The organism is Streptomyces sp. NPDC001828 (assembly GCF_042892175.1).
Lineage (GTDB): Bacteria > Actinomycetota > Actinomycetes > Streptomycetales > Streptomycetaceae > Streptomyces.
Genome location: NZ_JBIATV010000013.1, coordinates 1 through 20,570 on the forward strand (window position 1 = coordinate 1; position 20,570 = coordinate 20,570).

Sequence of the window (20,570 nt, forward strand, 5' to 3'; positions counted from 1 at the left end):
AAAACGGAATCGCCTTGACTCACGCTCCGAGCCCAGCGCCAGAACCCCAGTGGATCCCAAAGAACCTTACGGGGAGGACCAGTTGATCCTCGCACACCAGGCGTCGTCCGGTATGAAGCCGTCGCCCACGTGTGGTCACCAGATCCTCGACGCTCTCCAAGACACCCTGAGGTGCTGGACCGGGACATGCACCACCTGCCACCAACCCCTGCCCAAGCATTCACACTCAAAGCCGAGATCGAGAAAGACCTAACGGAGTCCTACTAAGGATTCCCGCCGGCCTCACGGAACTGGAATCGTTCATGCTGGTCGCGCGGGATACTCGTCGGCAAGACCCTGTGGAGGTGGCCGTGTTCAGCTCCGTTCGTACCGTGATGACCTTCGCCGTAGATCCCGAGGCGTCGGCCCGGTGGTGGGGCGAGCTCCAAGACGTACCGGTGAAGATGGAAGTCAGCGACACCGGGGACGTCTACGCCTGGGTAGAGATCGGCGGGGTCGAGGTGGGCTTCCACCCGGCCGACGACGAGCGCAACCCGCGGGGCGGCAGCCCGGTCGTGTACTGGGGCGTAGACGACATCGACCAGGTCCGGGAACAGCTGCTGGCGGCCGGCTGCGAGCACCACCGGGGCCCGCTGACGATCGAGCCCGGCCGGCGCATCGCCCAGCTGCGCGACCCGTTCGGCACGATCGTCGGCATCGAGGGTCCGTAGAGCCGAATACGCCTGCGCCCCGCCTACCTTGGCGGGGCGCAGGCGTATTCGGCGTTCACCCGGCCAGGCCGTGCAGGCTCTCCAAGCCGGTGGCCGTCGCGTACGCGCGCAGGGCCGTCTTGAGTGAGAGGTTCGTCCAGCGGGCGCCGAGCGCGGAGGTGGCGTCCAGGTACAGGCCCAGTACCCGGGCCGGGCTGATCTCGTGCCCTGCCTGCCGCAGGACGGCGGGCAGGGTGACCAGATCAATCAGCCCGGTCACGTCTGGGCGCAGACTCTCCACGTCGAGCAGCATCACTTGGCCGTCCGGGCGTCTGCGCAGGTGTTCGGGCTTGAGATCGAGGTGGCCCAGCGGCACCAAGTCGGGTCCGTAGGCGTCCAGATGTGCGGACAGCACCTCGTCATAGGCTGCCGAGTCCGTGATCCAGGCCGGGGCCGGGACGGCGCCCGCAAGCCGGAAGCCGGCCAGTGCCGTGGTCGCCTCGCCGGGCAGCCGCAGGGAGGCCGTGTGGACGGCGGCGACCCGGTCCGCCAGCACTGTGGGCATCTGCGGCCCGGTCCAGTCGGCGGGTTCGGGCAGGTGCTCCAGCAGCAGCGACAGCGAGCTTTCGCCTTCCGCGTACAGCCGGGCGACAGGCGCGGCATCGGACAGCAGCGCGTATGCGAGTGTCTCCCCGGCGTAGGCGGCCGGGTCGGCGTGCAGTTTGAGGACCAGAGCGTCATGCGGTGGCGGCCGGTGCACCGTGAACACCGCGGCGGTGTACCGGGCGCTGACCAATCGGATACGGCCTTTCACAACAGGGTGATCGACGGCCAGGGCCTGGCGGGCGCGAAGGAGCAGGCCGGCGGGGTCGGAGGGCATCGGGGTGGCCAGCCATCCGGGCGGGCGGATGCGGGCCAGTCCCGTCAGCGCCTCGGCCGCGGTGGCCGCCCCGGTCACCGTGCTCCTGTCGGCGTGTCGATACCGGCGGCCAGGTTTACGTAGGACAGGGCGGCGAGGTCGGGACGCTGGTGCTCACCGTAGATGCCGAAGAAGGCGTAGACGAGGCTGTCCAGCGGGCGACCGATGTGCCAGCACTCCATTGCGCCTCCGGCCACGTCCCACACCTGCAGCCGGCCGGTGAGCAGGGCGTGGTAGTCCTGGAAGAACATCTCAGCGCCGAACGGATAGGCAGCCATCGCCTCCTGGCGGCCCGTCGCTTCGACTTGCACGAAGTGGGCGGTGGTGACGTCCCAGGCGAACTGCAGGAGGTCACCGCCGGGGCCGTCCTTGAGCCGCAGCACCGCGCGGTGGGGGCCTAGCGCACCGGAGAGGTACTCGTGGATGCTGCACGCCAGCATCCCGGTGCCGGTGGCGAGCAATTCGCGGCCCAGCCGCGGCAGCGCGGCCTGGACAGTGGCGAGGGCCTGGTCCTGGTCGGCGGGAGGCTCGGATAGCGGGGTGAGCTCGGCGGCACCGGGGTCGGCGAGGAACGCGGCGTGGGCTACCAGCGCCTCGTACTCGAAGTCGTCGTCGATCCGAACCCAGCCGACCTGATCGGAGGTCACCTTGGGCGCGGGCGAGGCCGGGAGGGTCAGCCGGTCGCCCGGGCGTGGTCCGTGGACGTGGAACAGGTTCTGCAGGCCGTTGGCGGCGTCGGCCATTTTCGGGTGGTCGGAGTACAGGAACGGCCCGTGCGGCGAGCCGGGCGGCAGAAAGCCATTGCCGCACAGCGCTACGTCCATCACGCCGTCGAGCGGAGCTAGGACGTCGAGCAGCAACTGGTTGAGGATACTCAGGCCGGTCTTGTGGCGGGTTCCGTCCAGGCCGGGCAGGAGGTTGACCGAGGAGGCGGGCATGCCAGGCGGCACGATCTGGGAGTTGTTGGAGACCACGGCCATACGCGGCACGGGCTGGGTGCCCTCGGTGACCTGCTGCAGGTACAGGTCCGAAGGGTCGGCGTCCACGGCGATGAACGCGGCCGGGCCGTCTGCGACCCGCAGGCAGGGCTGGACGACGCGGTCCTCCCAGAAGAGCGTCTGGGCGCCGGCGGGGTAGAGAGTGACCTTCAGGTCGCCCAGCTCGATGGGCTCGGTGTGGTCGACGCGGTGGACCCCGAAGCCCAGGCGGACGATCGCCTCCTCGACCGGGGCGGGCAGCATCGGCCCGGTGAAAACGGGAACCTGACGGTCCAACAGGTTCAGGGACGGCAGGTGGAAGTGGTCGAGATGCTCGTGGGTGAGCACGACGGCGTGCGGGCGGGGCATAAGGCCGGCGTCGATCCGGCGCGGCGGCCAGACTCGGCACTCCGCCCGGCCGGGCAGGCCGAAGGCCGGCATGAGGACGGGGTCGATCAGGACGCGGTAGCCACCGCCCTGGACCAGCCAGGTCTGGTGGCCCAGGAACGTCAGCTCCAGGCGAGTGTCCACGGGAAGCCTCCTCAATGTTCGGGAACCGGGCTGCAGGGACCGGGAGGGCGCCGCGGCCCCAGCTGCGGTGCCCTCCCGGAGATCACTCAGTGGTGGTAGGTGTGCGGGGCGGCGGCCAGCGCGCCGGTGCCGACGAGCCGGGCGACCTTCGCCTGGAGCGCAGCGATCTGCTTCGGGTCGAGCGTGATGGCCGGGGCCTTCGCCGGGGTGATGGTCTTCATGGCTTAGTCCTCCTTGCGTAGAGGGGTGTTGGGACCCGGCCAGGGCGGACCAAGCCGGTGCCTCACAGTTCACCGCCCAACGAACCCCGAGGCGAGGCCGGATCACCGGACGCTTCACCGGACACCGTGACGGGTAGATACCGGCCTCTCGGTGACGGTGGCCATAATGGCTACGGTGGTGGTCCTTAACCCCCGGGGGTGCCCATGCCCGAACACGCCGTCGCCAACGGGCGCATCGTCGCCGCCCGCGTCGAGCACGGCTGGTACACCCAGGAGGACTTCGCCTCCGCGTATGACGACACGGCCCGCGCACTGCGCGAGCAGGCCAGAATCTCGGTGCGGCAGGTGCGGCGCTGGGAATCAGGCGAATCAACCTGGCCCAACCGCGACGCACGGCGCGTCCTGGAGGCGATGTTCGGCTGCCCGATGGAAGACCTCGGCTTTCGACGGCCCGCCCGGCCTAGCGGACGGCGCCCAGGCGAGAGGCGACGACAGCTGGAGGAACACGTGCGCCGACGGACGTTCCTGGGCCTGCTGAGCACCGCCCCGGTGCTCGACCTCACGGCCCTCGATCACCTCATCACCGCCGCGAACCAAGCCCGTCGTCACGACATCGACCTCCTCGGTCATCTGCGGACCGCGCTGGACGACGCCGCCCGCACCGATGGGCTCGTCGGCCCGCACGAGGCACTGCCCACCGTGCTGGGCATTCTCACGGCGATCAACTCCGCCGCCCGCACGGCCGTGGAGGATCTGCGCCGCGAACTGCTGGCCCTCGGCGCCCGGGGCGCCGAGCTCGCGGCCTGGCTGCACCGCGACGCAGGCGCCCCCGCCCCGGCCGTCACCTACTGGCACCACCAGGCCAAGGAGTGGGCAACACTCACCGGCGACGGCGCCATGCACGCCTACGTCCTTCTCCGCCAGGCCCAGGCCACCGACCGCACCGACGCCACCCGAATGCTCGACCTCGCCCGCGCCGCCACCACCGGTCCCTGGACGCTGCCACCCAGGCCTCGCGCGGAAGCCTTCCAGCAGCAGGCCCGGGCGCTGGCCCTGACCGGCGCCCGCTTAGACGAGGTGGCCCGCACCCTCGACCACGCGCACACCGCTCTCGGCCAAGCCGCCCCCACACACGGGCCCGCCACCTGCACCGGCCCACTCGGCGACGCCTACACCGGTGAACGCCTCATGGTGCAGAGCGCGATCTGCTACCGCGAAGCCGGCCATCACGATCAGGCTGTCAGCCTGTTCAGAGAGCACCTCGCCACGGCTACATTCGCACCCCGGGACCGAGCCTTCTTCACCGCCCAGTACTCCGGCGCACTGGTCGCAGCCGGCGAACCGGACGAAGCCGCCACCACCGCGATGACAGCCCTGACGCTCGCCACAGGCGCCCGCTTCGGGCAGGTACTCGCCGAACTCCACCGCACGGCCGAAGACCTCGCGCCCCACGCCAAACGTCCGCCCGTACGCGAGTTCCAGCAGCGACTAGTCGAGGTGGCGGCCGCCTAGCCCAGGAATCCGCTCACCTTCCCGATCACCTCGCGCTGCCACGCCTGCGACTGCGGGTGCAGATATTGGGGGTCATCGTGGACAGCGAAACCGTGCTGCGCCCCCTCCAGCTCCACCAGTGTCACCGCCCCACCGAACATCGCCTTGTAGCGGCGGGACGACTCGATCGGCACGAAGGTGTCCGCAGTGCCGTGCACCATCAACACCGGCGCCCGTACCGCGGCCAGAATTGCCGGAGTGTCCAGGTAGAAGACCTCGTTCAACAGGGCCCGGTTCAACTCGAAAGGCGACTTCTCGGTGAACCCCTGCTCCTCCAGCCGCGCCGCCATATCCTTCGACAGGTAGTCCTCCGACCAGCCCGCACGGGAGGTGACGTACCGCTCCTTGTAGTCCAATCTCGGGTTCAGCAACACCAGCTTTCCGACCTCGCCAGGCCGGTGGGCGGCGTGCAGCGCGGCGGCCCCGCCGGAGAACGACGCGGCGATGACGTGCACCGGTCCCGGCTGGCGGGTATGCGCACGCAGATGGTCACTGGCCGCGCGGATGTCGTTGGTCACCGAGGCGATCGTCAGCTCCGACTCCCGCCCCTTGCTTGCTCCGTGGGCCCGCAGGTCGAAACGCAGACTGGTCACTCCAGAGGCGGCCAGGCCGGCGGCAAGGCGCGTGAAGAAGCCCCCCTCCTCCCGGGTCACCCCAGATCCGTGGACCAGCACCGCCGCCCCGACGGGCGTCTCCGCCGAGCAGAACGTGCCGAACAGGGCAGTGCCGTCCAGGGACTGAAACGCCGTCTCGTGATCGACCATAAGCAGATGCTAACCACCCTGTGGCTAAGCAGGGGACGGTTCGGGTGCGGCTTGAGGCGAGCCGCACACCGGCAGCGAAGATCAGGTACCGAACGAGCCTGACAGGCCGTCTCCCTGATGTTGAAGGGGACCGTCCCCGCGCGTACGGGAAGCACTCTCCGCGGCCAGTGACCACCCGTAAGTCACTCTGACGGGAGCCGGCCAGCCAGTTCGGTCGCCAACGCGTAGGCGTCGAGCTCTTCGTCGGAGCCCTGCCCGTGAGTTTCGGCGAAGTGGCGCAGCAGCCGTACGACATCCCGCGCCTCAACCAGAGTGATCAACGGCTCGCGCGGAGCATCGGAATACGTACCAGTCACAGGGGCAGCGAGATCATCCATGACCGGTCAACTCCCAGGCGCAGCAGGAGTTACGCCCCTTGGGCCGCCACGAGCCGATGGTCTCGCCAGCTTGAGTTGATTTATCAAAGTGCCAAAGCCCTGTCAGTCATGGCCACCGCCATCGAGGGAGCACTACGGTTGGTCACGCCTCCTTCTGGACGGCCGCACCGGCTCCAACCGTGCACCGCACGCCTGTTGGCGCAGAGCGCGCCGAGCGCCCCCGCCCTCGCAGGGCCGGGGGCGCTCCTTCACGTCACGGACCGTAGCCACCAGGTGCGACAGCGTGCAGCGTTTGTATCGCCCAGCGTGAAACAAACGCTGCGCACGACCCTCAAGCCCGTCACGCTCAGCGTCAACACCCGCCTTCGCCCCGTCACGAAACGGCAACACCGGTCGCCCGCACCGGCGTTCGGCAGTGCAATGGGCCCCTCACCGCTTGGGGGACCCATGAACCACACCCGCATCGCCGCCGTCGTCGCCCTCGCCACGGCAGGCCTCCTGCTCGTTGGCTGCTCCAACAGCACACCCAAAGCCGACGGCCGGCCCGCCACCGCCAACCCGAGCGCTGGCGCCCCCGTCGGCTACCTTTACGACGTCGACAAGCACGCCCACCCCCGCGCCGACGACCAGACCCTCGTCGACCAGCTCGAGACCCGCTGCACCGACAACACGCTGGTCCTGGAGTTCGCCGCCACCAACACCAGCGTCGACCTCGTCAACACACCCAAGCGCCCCGATGTCCACACCGTCCTCCGCGACCTCGCCGACCATCTCCCAACCAGCGGAAAGACCAACTGCCAGCCGCGACTCACGGACACCAAGGCCCGACTCGGCGGGAAGTAGCCAGCCATGCCACTGCGAGCAAGGACGGCCGCCAAACGGGACTGGCTCGTGAGACTAGCTCTGCAAATCAGGTGCTCCTGGGTTCCGGAAATGGACGCGCAGTAGATTCACGAACCGTGAATCGGTGAGAAAGTGGAAGCGCTAGTCTCGAAGCGATAGCCCGGTAACGTTCGGAGGCCCTGATGAGCAGCGAGCCGTGGACCATCGAGTCCATCTGCGACGCCCTCGGCAACCCGGCCCTCAGCCAGCGCTTCCTCAGCGAGATCAACCGCGCGCCAGCCACCGAACTGCTGGCCGTCTTCGCCAAGTGGCAGGGCATCGCCCAGCGCACCCTCGACGCCATCCGGCGTGGCCGCGAGATCGCAGCGGCCGAAGCCCGCGGCGAAGAACCCCCCGGCCAGTGGATCGACGTCACCGACCGCGTTCTCAGAGATGCTGCCCGAATCCGGTCACAGGGCGCCGCCTGACCTGACACGCTGAGTACGTGTACCGGCTCCTCTGTGACGAGAACCTCCGCGAGTTCTGGGACGGCCTGCCCGACGACGTCGGCCACCAGCTGACCGTTGCCCTCGCCGACGTCCTGTACGAACCGTTCATCGAAACCGAACCCTTCGGCATCGACGACAGCATCAACCGTCAGCTCGTCCGGCCCCTCGTGACCGCCATCCTCGCCGTCAACCCCGACGCCGGCACAGTGCGCATCTACGACATCCAGCTCACGTAGAGCCTCTGAACACGACGAAGCCCGCCACCCCAGCTCGGGGGCGGCGGGCTTCGTCCCGTCTACGCGCGCACCGCAGCCAGAAGCGCCCCGAAGCGGCGGTTCGACGGCACGCAGTCCACCGGCCCGACCTGCGCCTCCCACTGCCGGCACAAGCCCACCACGAACGCCGCCACCGCAGCCGGGTCCGCCCGCCGCCACGACGGGAACTGGGCCGCCCACCCCAACGCCGCCTCCGCCGGCGTATCGGCCTCCATCAGCCGAACCGCCGTGTACGCCACATCCACCCAGGCCGGCCCCTTCGCGGCCATCGCCCAATCCACCATCCAGGCCCGGCTGTCACCGACCAGCAGATTATGCTGATTCGTATCCGTATGCAGCAGGGTGTCACCGTGCAGCAGATCTGCCTCCGCAGTATCCAGGTACTGGCGAAGCATCTGGCCCACCGTCGAAATCGGCACGTAATGCGGCACCCCGATCTCCTGCGCCCTCAGCAACACCTCAGCGACCAGCGGCAGATCCGGCGACCCAGGCCCCAGATCGGCATGACGGCCATCCACCCAGTCGTAGGCCATCACCTCCCAGCCCGCGACGCGGCGCACAATCCAGCCGAAGTCGGGGCCCACTCCGCCCAACATCGGATACACCAGCCGCTCGCTGCGCATCGACATCCAGGCCCGCTCATCGCTCTCCGGACAGCCCTTCACGAACCAACGACGGCCCTCGACAGTCGTGAGCCCCGCAGCCAGCCAGCACGTCAACCCGCCCTCCACCGGCACAACTTCACGCACCGGGCCCGCCTCGGCCAGCACCGCATCACTAACACCAGCCGGAAGATCAACCCACTCCATACGAGGCATCCCGCCACCCAACAACAGCAATGACGGGCCGCACAAGCAGCCCGCCACCACTCACCGCCAACGATCAGCCCTTCGGTGTGCCGCACTTCCGACACCGCTGCTGACCACTCCCCGGCTCCCTGCCGGCCGTCCACCTGGTCCTCAACGGCGACACCAGCCGGATGGACCACCTGGTGAACACCGCGGAGGCCCAGCTCCTGACCGAACTTGCCGCGGACGAGCTGCTCGGCGTCGGGGGCGACGGCCTTGGCGTACTTGCTGAGGCGGCCGCCTCCGAAGAGGAAGTGCAGGGTCGAGATGCGCAGCATGACGGCCCCTTTAGGGGGAGGGTCGGGGGCGGGCGGAGAACGATCCGAACCCTCCCCCACTTCGTCTAGTGGGTTCTCCCACCTGCCGTCAGTCCCCGGCGCGCTCGGCGCGGTCGGCGACCCGCTGCAGGAGGTCGAGGACGGCGCCTTCGGTCGGGGCGGCGATGTTGTTGTGTATGGCGATGTCGAACTGACGGCTCAGGGCCCGCGGATCGCGGCCTTCGCTGCGCCACCCCGTTTCGCCACCCGTCGCTGCGACTGTCCGACTACGTCCGGCGACAGAATGCGCTTCTGGGCGGCGCCGATCTACCCGGCTGCCCGGCTTGCGGGGACGAGGGACCGCGAGTGCTGAGCTCGACCGGGCATGGCTGGGTCGAGCTGTGCCGTGGTCTTCGAACCATGCACGCTCTGGGCTCTCCCACCAGCTCCGCAGCCACCACGGCCGAGGGTTCGGTACAGCCCGCCGCCCGGCCTGCTTCTCCGCCCGACGCTGCACGGTGCACTCCTCTGCCCGGATGAGCCACAGCACCCGCGCCTCGTGCAGTTCCTCCACCGCCCGCGCCAGCGCGTCCGGGTCCGCCTCCAACTGTCGGAGGATCGCGGCGCTGAGCGTGAGGTGGTGGTATGTCGCCCGCAGGCCGTAAGGAGCGAAAACGGTGAGGCACGTGCGCAGTGCGCTGTGCCGCCGGTGGAGAGGGAGCCGGGCGGCGTGCACGCGCGCCCGGTGGGTCAGGAAGCTGGTGATTCTGTGAGCTCTAGGTCCAGTGCCCGGGCCAAGGCGGCCGTGACGGCGGCGGCGTGTGTCGGCAGGTGTTGTTCGGCCCAGGTTCCGGCGAGGCTGAGGAAGTCCCGCAAATCCGTCTGGGCACCGGTGACGAGCGCGCGCACCTGGTCCACCGGCAGCTCGATCACCGGGCTGCCGTCCTTCGCGTGGGCGTCGAGAGTCAGCCGGACGGTGTCGCCGACACGTTCGGCCGCCGAGGACGGGTCGTGGCCGAAGAAGGAGCAGCCGGTGCCGTCTAGCACCTCCCGCCAGTCCCGCCAGGTCTCCAGGCCGTTGCAGCAGCCCGGCTCGACGAAGACGGTGTCGGTGGCTATGTCGGTAACCCGGAACCCGCCGGCGGCGAACAGGTCGGGCATGGTGAGCAGCCCGTGCAGGAACGCGCCGAGCGCGTCGGTCGGGCACGGCGCGTGCTCCTCGTCCGGCTCGAAGTTGTTGCAGTCGGCGATCCGCATAACCGCCGTGCCGACCTCCGCCGGAGTCAGCTCCCCGTCCAGCACGAGGTAGCCGTACGACTCGTGCTCGCCAACCGGCCAGAGCGCGAAGTCGTCTGCAGCGAAGATCTCCAGAACGGGTTGCATCACAATCACACAGGGATGATGCCGTACCCGCTGCGACACCGCCACGGGCTTTCGCTGTAGCAACGGGCTCGGCGGGTGCCCGCTACCTGGGCCGTTCGCGGTTCGCTCCGGGTAGGCGGTGCCGACGTAGCGCATGGCGGTCTGTTCGGTGATACCGAAGAGCCACATGAGCTTGAGCAGATCGCCGGTGGTGAACGCTTCGCGCGTTGACTCGACAGGACTCTGGAGGAGAAATTTGCCGAGCTTGAGCTTCCCGCCGGGGCGGGCGGTCGGACGCGGGGCGGGCTGGTACCGCGGGGACTGCCACGTCCACTCCGTTCACTCGGACGGGGAACTCACTTCCGAGGAGTTGGCTGTCCGGGCGCGCGCGGCCAGGCTCGACTTCATCGCGACGACGGAGCACAACTCACCTGCGGCCCCCGGTGCATGGGGGCATTTGGCCGCCGATGACTTCTTGATCATCCTCGGTGAGGAAGTGACCACGAAGACCGGGCACTGGCTCGCGCTCGGCATCAATCCCGACGAGGTCGTCGACTGGAACCACCAGGTCAAGGACGGATTGATCGATCAGCGCCTGGACCAGGTCCATCGAGTAGGGGGCTTGTGCGTGGCCGCACACCCGCATGCGCCCTACCCGTCGGGCGACTTCATGTTCCCCTTCCAGGGCTTCGACGTGGTAGAGGTGTGGAACGGACTGTGGACTTCGGACCGGCCCTGGAATGCTGACAACGAGGCAGCTCTGGCCGAGTGGGGGCGGAGCCTCGCGGCGGACATCCGCACGGGCTCGTGGCGACCGGCGATGGGAAACAGTGACACCCACCTGGAAGGCCAGATCGGCATCCCTCACACCGTGGTCTTCGCCGAGGAGCTGAGCGCCGAGGCGGTCTTGGCCGGAATCCGTGCCGGCCGCAGCTGGATCGCCGAGTCGGCGGACGTGGACGTGTCGTTCACCGCCCATGCCGATGGTCGCGTTGTCGGGCTGGGGGAACGGCTTTCGACTCATGGTGGGCCGGTGGAAGTACAGGCGGCAGTACGAGGTGTGTCAGCGGGGACTATCAGTTTCCACACCGACCGAGGGAAGGTCCATCGTGTTCCTCTCCTCGGTGACGGGGCGGGAGCGGCGCAGTGGGACACGACAGGGGAGGACTCGGCGTTCGTCCGCGTCGAGATCCGCCATCCCAACGGGCACGTCGCCGCACTCACCAATCCGATCATCCTCAACTGACCGCTCGTTTCATCGTGAAGTCCGCAGCCGGCGGAGACAGATGAGGCTGCATGCCAGTTCAAGCAGGCCCTGATGGAGGTCGGCACTCCGTTCGTAGCGGATCCGGAGCCGTTTGAACTGGTGCAGCCAGGCGAAGGACCGTTCCACCACTCAACGGACTTTGCCAAGCCCTGAGCCGTGGGCGACCCTGCGTCGGGCGATTCACGGTTTGATGCCGCGCTGGGGTGCGCCGCAGGAGGGGTCCCGGCGCATGGCCGTGGCAAGGGTCTCCATCTCGGCCGCCGACTTGCCCGGTTCCGAGCGGTCGTCGGCCGGGCGGGCTTGCGCGGCGGGGTCGGCCAGCCGCTTCCCCCAGATACTGCTGCTCACTTCGAGTCCCCCTTCTCATCTTGCCCGCCATCTGGATGAGTACGTCTACGCCATCGGTCACCGCCCTACACGAGGCGATGAGCCGCAACATGAACAGCGACCCGGACCTCTACTAAAGCGAACACGACGGTGATGGTGGAGCCCCAGCGCATGGGACGCGCTGGGGCTTGCCCGGAGGCGTCCTCAGTGAATGGTGATCTGCTCCACGCGAGGAAGCGACACGGGCATCTCGCTTCCGTACCAAGCGTATTCAAGCGCGGAGAGTCTACCCTCCTCCGTCCAGATCAGGATTTCACCTTCAAGCTCTCCTGATCGATCGGTCACGATAGCCCTTACAGGGATGGGCCCGGGAGTTACCTCTGACTTCGCGCACTCATCGGGCACCTCTAGGTCGACGCTGGTCGAACCTGGCATCCAAGGCTGAGTGACCTGGCAGTGATCGACTTGGCGACGGAGTTCGGCTGCACCTGGAAAATCCTCGGCCAAGATGCGGTGCAGCACGGCTCGCTCTTCTGCATTTACCGTCCTCATGTTCAGGTTGCTCCGTTCTCTCACTTCACATACTTGTCCGGGTTGAAGGTGGTCCCCAAGCGGGGGATGCCATTGACCATGGCACCTCGGATAGTCACCTGGCGCTGTTGTTGGCGGGGCTGAGCGGCTGGGTTGGCGGATGCGTGCTGGAGCGATCCGGACCGCCCGTCACAGCACCGGCAGATGACCATGGGCAGAGAGAGGTGGCCAGGATTCTGCTGCTGTTCCAGCTCATGCTTTCCGGTATGGCCGGACGGCCGGGGCTGGTCCAAGTGCAGGGTTTGAGCCGGGCCGAGGACTGTTCACGCCGTCCCGGCTGAGCCGGGACGTTTCTGTGGTGATTTCAGGTGTCGGGGCGGGGTCCCGCTGGAACCGTGCGGTGTATGCCGGCGGTCAGGGTCCGCCGGTCGGGGCGAGATGCCTGAGCGGGCGGAAGAAATGGGGAGCGGGATGGGTGCTGACAATGACGTCACCGGCGCTGCGGACAGTAACGGGCGGGAGGACGGGGCTCGGTGGGCTGGGCAGGAGGAAGCGGCGAAGCCGCCGGCCCTGGGTGAGGATCGCGCGGCGTGGCTGCCCGAGGGGATGACCACGCCTTCGGAGGATGAGCGGGCCGCCGGTGCGCAGGCCCGGGCGGAGTTGCAGGCGCGGAGCCTGGACATGTGGGTGGAGACCAAGTGGTGGGGTTTCCAGGTCCACATGAACAAGCTGACCGCGGACCTGATCGGGGACCTCGAAGAGTGGGCTTCCAAGATCATCGGTGCGGCCATTCCGGGAATCGGGCAGCTCGTCGCGAGGGTGATGAAGCTCCACGGTCAGGCGATCAAGGCAGCGAACAGTGCCGGCCCCGACGGGGTGAAGTGTTCCTCCCCGTGGTTCGCTCCTCCTGGCTGATCCCGTCTCCGCGCAGCCGCTACCCGAAGGAGGACCTCAACCTGTGGTGGGCGGTGTACGACCCGGCGGGCGGCTGGTGCGAGGACGAGAGGTTCTACAACCACCAGAGCCGCGAGACCGTGGGGCTGGGTGAGTGGAACGGGCGCCTGGTCTGCCTGCACCGCGGCGGCAACGACCAGTACCTGTGGTACACGGTCTACGACCCGGAAACCGGCTAGTCCGAGGACAAGAGGACCGGCGCCCAGCAGGTCAGCCTGAACTCGGGCGTCGCGGTGGCCGCCTACAACGGCCGGCTGTACGCGGCCTTCAAGAACCGCACCAACTACACACTCCAGTTCATGGTCTACGAGGGCTACGGCTGGAACACCCTCCAGGCGGACATCCCCAACGTCGAGTCCTGGGACACCCCGGCCCTGGCCGCCTTCCAGGGCAAGCTGCACCTGGTCCACCGCGGCAAGGGCAGCGACACTCAGTTGTGGCACCTGACCTACGACGGCACGCGCTGGAGCCCGGTCACCAAGCTCCCCGCCCACCGCTCGGAGATCCAGCCCGCGCTGGCCGTCTACAACAACCGGCTCCACCTCGTCCACCGCGGCGCCGGCAACGACGTCAGCCTCTGGCACGCCTCCTACGACGGCACGACATGGAGCCAGGACCGCAAGTTCGCGGCCCACACCACCGTGGCGCCACCGGCCCTGGCCGTTCTCGGCGGCGAGCTGTACTGCATCCACCGGGGCAACAAGAACGACACCAAGCTGTGGTGGACCAAACTCCGCGAGGGCTCGGCCTGGACCGCCGACTCCTGGCTCCCCGACCACCACTGCGACTCCGGGCCCGGCGCCGCCGTCTACCGTGACAAGAACGGCACCCGCGACCAACTCGTCGTCGTCCACCGCGGCTGGGGCACGCGCGCAGCCGACACGGACAACACCGAGCAAGCCCCCGCCCAAGAACCGAACCTCTAAAGGGGACGGGCTCCTCGACCCAGGTGGAGCGAGGAGCCCACAGGCGTCGACACACGTCGCTCGTACATCGAGTCTCGGGCCCCGAGGGGCCTGCCTGGCCAACATCGACGTCCGGGCGGTCCGGCTCGCTCCAGCACGCGTCCGCCAACTCGGCCGCTCAGCCCCGCCAACTACAGCGCTCATCCGCCAGGTGAGGCGCTCAGTCACATCGGGACTGTGACTGAGCTCCTCGCCTGGCGGTACTCGCCAACTGGAACGCTCATCCCTGAACCGATTTTGAGCCATCTGAGCGTCCCATCACCCGCGATTCCGCGCAGGCGCCTGGACATCCCGCGCCTCACATCAGGTCTCGTGCCGCGCCTTGGATCCTCAACGCATCTCCCAGGTCGTTGTACGGGACCACGGAGCCTGGGGTGCGGGCCATCCCGTTCTGGATGTCTCTGATCGAGGGGGCATCGGCACCACCGCACTGGTTCAGGGGGCTGCCGATCGGCAGGCCGAGGAGATTGCCGCCGCCTGCTCCGGTACCGCGCGTGGTGCTGCCCGACGCCTGAGCGCCGGTGTGCAGATTGGCGCAGTCGGTCCCGAAAGCCGGGGAGAGGAAGTCACCGCCACCGCCGGCAACGGCGGAATCAGCAGCGAGGACGCTACCGGCCACGGCGGTAGCGATGAGCGTGGTGGCAGTCAGTGCCCGGCAGTACGTCATGCCCGGTCAACGAAGCGCCGCGTGCCCGGTCACGAGCATCGACGTCCGGACGGGTCCGGCTCGCTCCAGCACGCGTCCGCCAACTCAGCCGCTCAGCACGCCAACTACAGCGCTCAACCGCCAGGTGAGGCGCTCAGTCACAACAAGATGCGGCCGGACGGGACACAACAGCCCCTACGTTTTGTTCGAACACGTTTTCGATAGCTTGGGCTATGGTGGGTATCTGGCCACTGGGACAGAAGGGGTAAAGGGGGCGCGAGAGCTGGAGGAGTGGATGGGCGGGTTTGTGCATCTGCGTGCCGCGTCTGGCTATTCGGCCAGGTACGGCGCTTCTCACCCGGACGCTCTGGTGGCCCGCGCCGCCGAGCGCGGCATGACCGCGCTGGCGCTCACCGACCGGGACACTGTGGCTGGAATGGTGCGGTTCGTGAAGGCCTGCGCCACACACGGTGTCCGGCCGGTCCTGGGCGTCGACGTCGCGGTCGCGCCGCACCGGAGGGCCCGGCCTGAGAATCCCACGGCCCGCCGGCGGACCCCGGTCCGCGGAGGTGCGCACGTGGTGGAGCCCGAGCTGCGGGTCACGCTGCTGGCGCGGGACGCGGCAGGGTGGGCGGGTCTGTGCCGGCTGGTGTCCGCCGCGCACGCCGTCGCTGACGGCGGTCCGCCTGTGGTGACGTGGCCGATGCTTCATGCTCACGCCGGTGCGGGGCTGACGGTGCTGCTCGGTCCGGTCTCCGAACCGGTCCGCGCGCTCTCGGCCGGCCGCCCGGACCTCGCAGCCCTCCTGCTGGCCCCGTGGCGGGAGCTCTTCGGTCCCGCGCTGCGACTGGAGGCGCTCTGGTACGGGCAGAGCGGCACCGGTCCCGGCTCGCTGCGGCTCGCGGGACGCACGGTGCAGCTCGGCGACGAACTCGGCATCGAGACGGTGCTGACCAACGCCGTGCGCTACGCGGACCCGGCCCAGGCGCGGGTCGCCGACGTCCTGGACGCGGCCCGGCTGCTGCGCCCCATCCCCGTGCGCCGGCCCGATGGGCTGGATCCGGGCGAGCGTTGGCTCAAGGACCCGTCCGCAATGGCGGCGGCCGCCGACCCCATCGCCCAGGCGGCCGGCGCCGGCCCGGAGCGGGCCCGCGCCCTGCTGGCCTCCACGATCGCCACGGCCGAAGAGTGCCGTGTCGACCCCGTGACGGACCTGGGCCTGGGGCGGGCGCATTTCCCGGAAGCGGAGGCGGTCGGGGCGCGCGGCGACGGCGACGTGGACCGGCTGCTGCGGGACCATGCGCTCGCCGGCATGGCCCGGCGCCGCCTGGACAAGGACAGCGACGCGATGAACCGGCTGGAGGAGGAGCTGGCGATCATCGCGAAGCTCCAGTTCGGCACGTACTTCCTCACCGTGGCGCAGGTGGTGGCGGATGTGCGGGAGATGGGGATCAGGGTCGCGGCCCGCGGGTCTGGTGCGGGCAGCATGGTCAACCACGCGCTGGACATCGCGACGGCCAATCCGCTCGATCATTCGTTGTTGTTCGAGCGGTTCATCAGTGTGCGCCGTTCCAGCCTGCCGGACATCGACATCGACGTGGAGTCCGCGCGCCGGCTGGAGGTGTATGACCGGATCTTCGAGCGATTCGGGCCGGAGCGGGTCGCGGTGACCGGGATGCCGGAGACCTACCGGGCCCGCTTCGCGCTGCGCGACACCGGCCTCGCCCTGGGCATCGCGCCACACGAGGTCGACCGGATCGCGAAATCGTTTCCGCACCTGCGGGCCTGCGACATCAGCGGCGCGCTCGCCGAGCTGCCCGAGCTGCGGGGCCTTGCGGCCGAAGCCGGCCGGTACGGGCCGCTGTTCGACCTGGCCGAGCAGCTGGACGCGCTGCCGCGCGGCTACGCCATGCACCCGTGCGGAGTGATCCTCTCCGACCGCAGCCTGCTCGGCCGTATGCCGGTGCAGCCCACCCCGGGCGGCAACTACCCCATGGTCCAGGGCGACAAGGAGGACGTGGAGGACCTGGGCCTGCTCAAGCTTGACGTGCTCGGGGTGCGGATGCAGTCCGCGATGGCCCACGCCGTCTCAGAGATCCACCGCACCAGCGGCCAGAGCATCGACCTCGACGATCCCGGCCAGGTGCCGCTCGACGACTTCTGGGCGTTCAAGATGATCCAGAACTCCGACACCGTCGGCATGTTCCAGCTCGAATCCCCCGGCCAGCAGGACCTTCTCGGACGTCTCCAGCCGCGTGGCACCCAAGATGTGATCGCCGACATCTCCCTGTTCCGGCCCGGTCCCGTGTCCGGCGGCATGCCGGCGATCTACATCGCGGCCCGGCACGGAGCGGCCCCCGTCTACCCGCACCCCGATCTCGAGCCGGTGCTCGCCGACACCTACGGGGTGACGATCTGGCACGAGCAGATCATCGACATGGTCGCGATCCTCACCGGCTGCGACCGGGCCCTGGCCGAACTCTTCCGCCGCGCCCTCGCCGACCCGGCCCGTCTGCCGAAGCTGAAGGCGTGGTTCGAGCGGGAAGCCGGCGCCCGCGGCTACTCCCCCACGGTGCTGGCCGACGTCTGGTCGGTGGTCGAGTCGTTCGGGGCCTACGGGTTCTGCCGGGCGCACGCGGTGGCGTTCGCCGTGCCCGCGCTGCAGTCCGCGTGGCTCAAGGCGCACCATCCAGCGGCCCTGTATGCGGGTCTGCTGGAGCACGACCCCGGAATGTGGCCGGCCCGCGTCATCCTCGCCGATGCCCGCCGTCACGACGTGCCGATCCTGCCCGTCGACATCAACCACTCCCACACCAGCTACCGCATCGAACCCACCGGCACCGACGGCAGGTTCGGTGTGCGCCTGGCGCTGTCGGCGGTCAAGGGCATCCGCGACGACGAAGCCGCCCGCATCAAGGACGGCCAGCCCTACGGGTCGGTGGCCGACCTGTGGCAGCGGGCCCGCCCCACCCTGCCCACCGCCCAGCGCCTGACCCAGATCGGCGCCCTCTCCCCCGTCGCCGGCGACGCCTCCCGTCGGGATCTGCTGCTCCAACTCACCGAACTGCACCGCCAGACCCGCACCCGCCCCAGCAGCGGACAACTGCCCCTGGACACCCGCCCGCTGGCCCAGGGCGCAAGCGGCCTGCCCGAGATGACCGGCCGCGAGCAACTGGGTGCCGAGCTGGAGATCATGTCGATGGACGTGTCGCGGCACCTGATGGACTACCACCACCGGCTGCTGTCCGAACTTGGTGCCATTCCCTCCCGGCGCCTGGCCCAGCTGCACGCCGGCCAACGGGTCCTGGTGGCCGGCGTGCGGGCCTCGACGCAGACACCGCCGATCGCATCGGGCAAGCGCATCATCTTCGTCACCCTGGAAGACGGCACCGGCCTGGTCGACATCGCCTTCTTCGAAGACAGCCACGCCGACTGCGCCCACACGATCTTCCACTCCGGGCTCCTCCTCATCCAGGGCACCGTGGAGCGGCGCGGTCCACGGCGCACCGTCGTCGGCCACCGAGTCTGGGACCTTGACGAGCTCGCCGCAGAGCGCCGCGACAACGGCCTCGACGCCGCCCTGGCCCTCATCGGCGCCACCACACCCCAGCCCACCCCCGCCCAGCCCCAGCCCAACAGGCAGGACCGGGAGCACGCGCAGGCCGGCGGCCAGCGGACTCTGGTCAACGGAACAGCGGGAGCGAAGCTGCATCCCTACGCCGATCTTCAGCCCGCAGGGACCCGGGCGGCCGACCTCAAAAACCTGGGTCCTGTTGACCGAACTAACGGCGTTCCAGGCGTCTCTGGTCGAGGGGGGAACCCCAAGTGATCAGCTCCAGCTCAGTTGCGATCAAGGTAGTTGGCGCCGCACAGATCCGTGCTCTGATCCCAGGTCAGGGGTGGTTCGTTTCACAGTTGGCTGTGTTGCGAGTTGGGCGAGTTGAGGAGCGCGACGACCCCCTGCCCTGGGCCCCAGCCGGCGTGCAGAGGGCGGCTGGGGGCGCCCGCCAGGCGGGTGGATCACCAGAGGCCGAAGAACCGTGTCCACCAGGTGGGCCGTGCGGAGAAGTGCTCCAGCGAACTGGGGCCCTCGTAGTCGCTTTCCAGCAATTCCTCAGGGACGCTAACGTAGCCGAGTTCGGCCAGCGCCCGCTCCACGGTGGCGAGATCGGAGGGGTCCAGAGCACCCTCCTCGCGGGCCTCGTCCGTGCCGAGAAAGGCCCCCGGATTGTCGGCGCAGACCTCGGCGAGGGAGCCGAATTTGCTCACGCAGACCACGATCCGCGTCCCGCAGACCGTCGCCTCCGCGGGAATGCGGACGCGCCCGTACTCGCTGGAGTCCTGGGTGTCCCGCTCGGACTCGCACGGGGCCCCGAAGCCCGCTTCGAGCCGGCTCACCAGCCCGCTGAACGCGAGGCCGGTCGCAGCACGGTCGTAGCGCCGCGGCCACTCCAGCCGTTCGGGGTCGTCGAGTTCACGCAGGAGGGCCAGCAGTTCCGTCTCGCTCATCGCCATCCGCCCATCTTGCCGTCCAGCGGGCGGCACCGGAGGGGCAGGGGTGCGCAGGCAAGTTCAAGATCCGAAAGCGGCGGCGTAGTTCGGACAAGCCACACCAGCCAGGGGAGCGCGGGGTGACCGGCGCCATGAACGATCACAGCAGGGGCGGCCGGTGCATCATGCGGGTCTTCTTCCACCCCGGATCCGATTGCCAAGACGACCAGGACGCGTTGTTCGGCCAGTTGGTGACGCTGGTGGAGGACTTCACTCCGCGCTTCCAGCCGCGTCCTCAGGACCTGGCGGTCGACCTCGACCTCACCGGCGCGCTCCGCTACCTCGACCGCACCCCCTACGAGGCAGGACAGGTCCTGGCGCTGCGGGCGCTTGCGCTCCATGGAGTGGCGACGACGATCGGTGCCGGCCCGTCGGTGATGGTCGCGGCGATGGCGGCCGCGCTCACGCCGCCCGGCCGCATCACCGTCATCGACCCCGAACCGGCCGCGGTCGAAGCGTTCCTGCGCCCCCAGCCCACCGCCCTGCTCCCAGGGGTCGGGCCGGCGACCGCCCGCACGCTGAAAAGCTTCGGGATCCGGACTGTCGGCGAGCTGGCCGATACTCCGCCGGCCACCCTGGCCCGCATCCTCGGCGCCACCCCCGCCCGCGAACTCCACACGCTCGCACACGGGGTCGACGACCGGCCCGTCCAGCGCGAAGCCCTCGTCCGCTCCACCACCTGCAGCCACCGCTTCCCCAGCGACGAACTCGACCCGGCCCAGCACCACCGCGCACTGCTCGCCCTGGCCGACGAGCTCGGTCAACGCCTGCGCGCCTCGCACGAAGTGTGCCGGGGCCTGGCGATCGTGGTCCGCTACGCCGACCAGACCTCCACCACGCGCACCAGACGCCTGCCCGAAGCGACCGCCCACACCACCGCCCTCACCCGCACAGGCCTCGACCTCTACCGGTCCCTGGGGCTCCAACGGGCCCGCGTCCAGAACATCGGGCTGCGCGCCGAAGGCCTCGCCCCCGCCCACCAGGCCTTCCACCAGCTGCTCCTGGACCCCGCCGACGACAAGCAGCGCCGCATCGAAGCCGTCGCCGACGCGGCCCGCCAAAAGTTCGGCCCCAACGCCATCCGCCCCGCCACCCTCGCCGACCCGCCCGCCACCGCGCGCGGCGCCGGCCGCCACCGTGCCATCTGAGGAGCTCTTGTGCTGGACCGCTTCACCAGTTCTGCGTCCAGGCCCTGCGTTCGAGCGGTCCGGACATCACCGCTGTCGA

General features: G+C 69.2%; 21 protein-coding genes and 1 pseudogene. 11 read left to right on the forward strand and 11 right to left on the reverse strand.

What is annotated here, in order from left to right:
* Positions 1-350: 350 nt before the first annotated feature.
* The gene (locus tag ACFYZA_RS30175) at positions 351-710 is read left to right on the forward strand and encodes a VOC family protein (protein WP_388493795.1); all 360 of its coding nucleotides are present in this window, start codon (positions 351-353) and stop codon (positions 708-710) included.
* Positions 711-765: 55 nt separating this feature from the next.
* Here ACFYZA_RS30175 and ACFYZA_RS30180 read toward each other — a convergent pair whose 3' ends face one another.
* The 3 genes from ACFYZA_RS30180 to ACFYZA_RS30190 all read right to left on the reverse strand — a co-directional run bounded on the left by ACFYZA_RS30180 (position 766) and on the right by ACFYZA_RS30190 (position 3,337).
* Entirely contained in the window at positions 766-1,647 is an 882-nt protein-coding gene (locus ACFYZA_RS30180; protein ID WP_388493796.1) for a hypothetical protein, read from the reverse strand.
* Complete coding sequence (locus tag ACFYZA_RS30185) at positions 1,644-3,116, reverse strand: MBL fold metallo-hydrolase (protein ID WP_388493797.1); 1,473 nt, start codon at positions 3,114-3,116, stop codon at positions 1,644-1,646. The genes ACFYZA_RS30180 and ACFYZA_RS30185 overlap by 4 nt, the downstream gene beginning before the upstream one ends.
* Positions 3,117-3,202: 86 nt before the next feature.
* The gene (locus tag ACFYZA_RS30190; RefSeq protein ID WP_388493799.1) at positions 3,203-3,337 is read right to left on the reverse strand and encodes a hypothetical protein; all 135 of its coding nucleotides are present in this window, start codon (positions 3,335-3,337) and stop codon (positions 3,203-3,205) included.
* 204 nt (positions 3,338-3,541) lie between these two features.
* Here ACFYZA_RS30190 and ACFYZA_RS30195 point away from each other — a divergent pair, with 204 nt between their 5' ends.
* Positions 3,542-4,849 (forward strand): multiprotein-bridging factor 1 family protein, encoded by a 1,308-nt coding sequence (locus ACFYZA_RS30195; protein ID WP_388493800.1) that lies wholly within the window; start codon positions 3,542-3,544, stop codon positions 4,847-4,849.
* Here ACFYZA_RS30195 and ACFYZA_RS30200 read toward each other — a convergent pair.
* Positions 4,846-5,652, reverse strand: coding sequence for an alpha/beta hydrolase (locus ACFYZA_RS30200; RefSeq protein ID WP_388493801.1), 807 nt, complete (start codon positions 5,650-5,652; stop codon positions 4,846-4,848). The two genes, ACFYZA_RS30195 and ACFYZA_RS30200, sit on opposite strands and share 4 nt — an antisense overlap.
* Before the next feature lie 182 nt (positions 5,653-5,834).
* The gene (locus ACFYZA_RS30205) at positions 5,835-6,029 is read right to left on the reverse strand and encodes a hypothetical protein (protein WP_388493802.1); all 195 of its coding nucleotides are present in this window, start codon (positions 6,027-6,029) and stop codon (positions 5,835-5,837) included.
* A gap of 447 nt (positions 6,030-6,476) precedes the next feature.
* On the opposite strand from ACFYZA_RS30205, the gene ACFYZA_RS30210 reads away from it, so the two are divergent.
* The 3 genes from ACFYZA_RS30210 to ACFYZA_RS30220 all read left to right on the forward strand — a co-directional run bounded on the left by ACFYZA_RS30210 (position 6,477) and on the right by ACFYZA_RS30220 (position 7,596).
* Positions 6,477-6,872: a hypothetical protein gene (locus tag ACFYZA_RS30210; protein ID WP_388493803.1), complete on the forward strand. Its 396-nt coding sequence runs from the start codon at positions 6,477-6,479 to the stop codon at positions 6,870-6,872.
* A 182-nt stretch (positions 6,873-7,054) separates the two neighbouring features.
* Positions 7,055-7,339, forward strand: coding sequence for a hypothetical protein (locus ACFYZA_RS30215; RefSeq protein ID WP_388493804.1), 285 nt, complete (start codon positions 7,055-7,057; stop codon positions 7,337-7,339).
* A 17-nt stretch (positions 7,340-7,356) separates the two neighbouring features.
* Positions 7,357-7,596 (forward strand): hypothetical protein, encoded by a 240-nt coding sequence (locus ACFYZA_RS30220; RefSeq protein ID WP_388493805.1) that lies wholly within the window; start codon positions 7,357-7,359, stop codon positions 7,594-7,596.
* A 59-nt stretch (positions 7,597-7,655) separates the two neighbouring features.
* Here ACFYZA_RS30220 and ACFYZA_RS30225 read toward each other — a convergent pair whose 3' ends face one another.
* Positions 7,656-8,444, reverse strand: coding sequence for a phosphotransferase (locus ACFYZA_RS30225; RefSeq protein WP_388493807.1), 789 nt, complete (start codon positions 8,442-8,444; stop codon positions 7,656-7,658).
* A gap of 1,046 nt (positions 8,445-9,490) precedes the next feature.
* Positions 9,491-10,123: a hypothetical protein gene (locus tag ACFYZA_RS30230; protein WP_388494187.1), complete on the reverse strand. Its 633-nt coding sequence runs from the start codon at positions 10,121-10,123 to the stop codon at positions 9,491-9,493.
* Positions 10,124-10,367: 244 nt separating this feature from the next.
* Here ACFYZA_RS30230 and ACFYZA_RS30235 point away from each other — a divergent pair, with 244 nt between their 5' ends.
* A complete protein-coding gene (locus ACFYZA_RS30235) occupies positions 10,368-11,348 on the forward strand; it encodes a CehA/McbA family metallohydrolase (RefSeq protein WP_388493809.1) in 981 nt (326 codons plus the stop codon).
* Between the two features lie 9 nt (positions 11,349-11,357).
* Here the strand turns inward: ACFYZA_RS30235 and ACFYZA_RS30240 are convergent.
* Positions 11,358-11,570: pseudogene (locus ACFYZA_RS30240) on the reverse strand (transposase); the annotation flags it as partial.
* A complete protein-coding gene (locus ACFYZA_RS30245) occupies positions 11,550-11,717 on the reverse strand; it encodes a hypothetical protein (RefSeq protein ID WP_388494198.1) in 168 nt (55 codons plus the stop codon). The gene ACFYZA_RS30245 and the pseudogene ACFYZA_RS30240, both read right to left, overlap by 21 nt.
* Before the next feature lie 981 nt (positions 11,718-12,698).
* Between ACFYZA_RS30245 and ACFYZA_RS30250 the strand changes: the two genes are divergently transcribed.
* The 3 genes from ACFYZA_RS30250 to ACFYZA_RS30260 are packed head-to-tail and all read left to right on the forward strand — an operon-like array spanning position 12,699 to position 14,107.
* Positions 12,699-13,142, forward strand: coding sequence for a hypothetical protein (locus tag ACFYZA_RS30250; protein WP_388493811.1), 444 nt, complete (start codon positions 12,699-12,701; stop codon positions 13,140-13,142).
* Positions 13,121-13,360 carry a hypothetical protein gene (locus ACFYZA_RS30255; RefSeq protein ID WP_388493813.1) on the forward strand — a complete coding sequence of 80 codons (240 nt, stop codon included), beginning with the start codon at positions 13,121-13,123 and terminating at the stop codon, positions 13,358-13,360. Before ACFYZA_RS30250 ends, ACFYZA_RS30255 begins: the two co-directional genes overlap by 22 nt.
* 54 nt (positions 13,361-13,414) lie before the next feature.
* Positions 13,415-14,107, forward strand: coding sequence for a hypothetical protein (locus ACFYZA_RS30260; protein WP_388493814.1), 693 nt, complete (start codon positions 13,415-13,417; stop codon positions 14,105-14,107).
* A 337-nt stretch (positions 14,108-14,444) separates the two neighbouring features.
* On the opposite strand, the gene ACFYZA_RS30265 is transcribed toward ACFYZA_RS30260, so the two are convergent.
* Positions 14,445-14,813 carry a chaplin family protein gene (locus ACFYZA_RS30265; protein ID WP_388493816.1) on the reverse strand — a complete coding sequence of 123 codons (369 nt, stop codon included), beginning with the start codon at positions 14,811-14,813 and terminating at the stop codon, positions 14,445-14,447.
* Positions 14,814-15,087: 274 nt separating this feature from the next.
* Between ACFYZA_RS30265 and ACFYZA_RS30270 the strand changes: the two genes are divergently transcribed.
* Positions 15,088-18,621 carry a DNA polymerase III subunit alpha gene (locus ACFYZA_RS30270; protein ID WP_388493818.1) on the forward strand — a complete coding sequence of 1,178 codons (3,534 nt, stop codon included), beginning with the start codon at positions 15,088-15,090 and terminating at the stop codon, positions 18,619-18,621.
* Between the two features lie 191 nt (positions 18,622-18,812).
* Here the strand turns inward: ACFYZA_RS30270 and ACFYZA_RS30275 are convergent, their stop codons facing one another.
* On the reverse strand, positions 18,813-19,301 hold the full coding sequence (locus tag ACFYZA_RS30275) for a hypothetical protein (RefSeq protein ID WP_388493820.1): 489 nt from the start codon (positions 19,299-19,301) through the stop codon (positions 18,813-18,815).
* Positions 19,302-19,435: 134 nt separating this feature from the next.
* On the opposite strand from ACFYZA_RS30275, the gene ACFYZA_RS30280 reads away from it, so the two are divergent.
* The gene (locus ACFYZA_RS30280) at positions 19,436-20,491 is read left to right on the forward strand and encodes a helix-hairpin-helix domain-containing protein (RefSeq protein ID WP_388493822.1); all 1,056 of its coding nucleotides are present in this window, start codon (positions 19,436-19,438) and stop codon (positions 20,489-20,491) included.
* The last annotated feature ends 79 nt before the right edge of the window (positions 20,492-20,570 follow it).